This window comes from Streptomyces phyllanthi (assembly GCF_009377205.1).
Classification (GTDB): Bacteria; Actinomycetota; Actinomycetes; order Streptomycetales; family Streptomycetaceae; genus Streptomyces; species Streptomyces phyllanthi.
Window position 1 is genome coordinate 1 of sequence record NZ_VJZE01000851.1, and the last position, 1,831, is coordinate 1,831.

The 1,831-nt window shown below is 74.0% G+C and carries 1 protein-coding gene; it reads right to left on the reverse strand.

The genetic code is table 11. The features are described 5' to 3' along the window. Window positions 1–98: 98 nt before the first annotated feature. Window positions 99–1,831, reverse strand: a 1,733-nt coding sequence (locus FNH04_RS45555) for an IclR family transcriptional regulator domain-containing protein (RefSeq protein WP_228032055.1), incomplete at its 5' end; no start/stop codon positions are given.

Below are 1,831 nucleotides of genomic sequence, written 5' to 3' on the forward strand. Positions count from 1 at the left end.
CCCCACACCCCATGGGCTGATGCCCGAGCCTTCTCGCGGCTCGGGCATCAGCCCGTTCCCGCGTTCCAGAGGCAGGTCGCCCGGCAGCCCGCCGTTTCTCAGCCGCTCGATACCTTCCGGAACCGCCCCGCCACATGCAGCTCCGCCTCGACACGGGCCACCGTCGTCCGCAGTTCCGGCAGGACCTCGCGTACGCACTCCTCCGCCGTACGGCGGCTGCTGTGCATGGCGACGTTCAGCGCCGCCACCACCCGGCCCCCGCGCTCCCGCACCGGCACGGCCACCGACCGCAGGCCCTCCTCCAACTCCCCGTCCACCAGGGCGTATCCGTCCTGCCGTACGCGGTCCAGGACCCTCCTCAGCTCTGCGGGGTCCGTGACGGTACGCGGCGTCAGCGGCACCGGCCCTGGTCCCTGCCCCGGCAGGGACGGCCCGGGCAGGGACGGCCCCGGCAGGTCCGCCAGCATCACCCGGCCGAGAGACGTGGCGTACGCCGGCAGCCGCGTCCCCACAGTGATGTTGGCGCTCATGATGCGGGCGGTCGCCGCCCGGGCGACGTACTGGATCTCGTCGCCCGCGAGGATCGCGAGGGACGCCGAGTCGTGCAGCCGTGCGGAGAGCGCGGCGAGGTGCGGGGCCGCGATCTCGGAGAGCGGCAGCATCGACAGCGGCGGGAAGCCCAGCCCCAGCACCCTCGGTGTGAGGCGGAAGACGCGGCCGTACGCCTCCACGTACCCCAGATGCTCCAGCGTGATCAACGCGCGCCGGGCCGTCGCGCGGGCGAGTCCGGTGGCCTGGGCGACCTCCGTGAGCGTCAGCTCCGCCCGGCCCTCGTCGAACGAGGTGATCACGGTCAGCCCGCGCGCCAACGACTCGACGAACTCCCTGCCCAGTTCCTGCTTCGAGGCCCCGGTCCAGGCGGCCAGCCCGGAGGGGGTGAGCGGTTCGGCGGCCGACGGTGCCTCGCGCAGCGCCCGTTCCATGACGCCCACGGTCGCCCGTAGCCGTGGCAGCAGTACCTCCCGCAGTGAGTCCGCCGTGTGCCGGCTGGTGTGACTGACCACGCTCGCCACGCATGCGATACGGCCGCGACCCGCTCCGGAGATCCCGGAGGCCATGGAGGCATGGGAAGCCCCGGAGGCCCCGAAGGCATGGGAGGCCCCGAAGGCATGGGAAGCCCCGGAGGCCCGTACGGGCACCGACACCGCCACCAGCCCCGGCTCGATCAACTGGTCGTCCAGCGCCCAGCCCTTGGCCCGTGCCGCAGCCACCCGCTCCTCGAACCCCTCGTACGTGTCGGACCGCGGCGGCACCGCCGGAAAACCGTGCCCCTCGGGGTCGGCCTCCCGCCGTGCCCGCCACCGTGCCCACTCCGCCTCGCCCCACTCGGTGGCGAACAGGGAGCCCGGCGCGGTGCGTTCGACGGGGAGCAGGTCGCCGATGCGGAAACTGAGGGACATCGCGCGGCGCCGGGTGGCCTGGTGGATGAAGCGGATGCCGTCCCGGTCGCCGACCGCCAGCGACACCGACTCGTCCAACTCGTCGGCGAGCGCGTCCGCGTGCGCGTCGAGCAGCCGGGGCAAGCGCAGGGCGGCCAGATAGGCGTTGCCCAGCTCCATCAGACGGGGGGCGAGGACCGCGTCGCGGCCGTCCAGCCGGAGGTAGCCCATGCGCGCCAGCGTCGCCGTGATCCGGTCGACCGTGGAACGCGCCAGCCCGGTGGCCTTCTCCAGCCCGCTGAGACTCGACGCCCCGCCGACCTCGGTGAGCCGCAGCAGCACGGTGATCCCGCGCATGAGGGGGGCCACGGCTTCGGGGGGCGCGCCGGCGC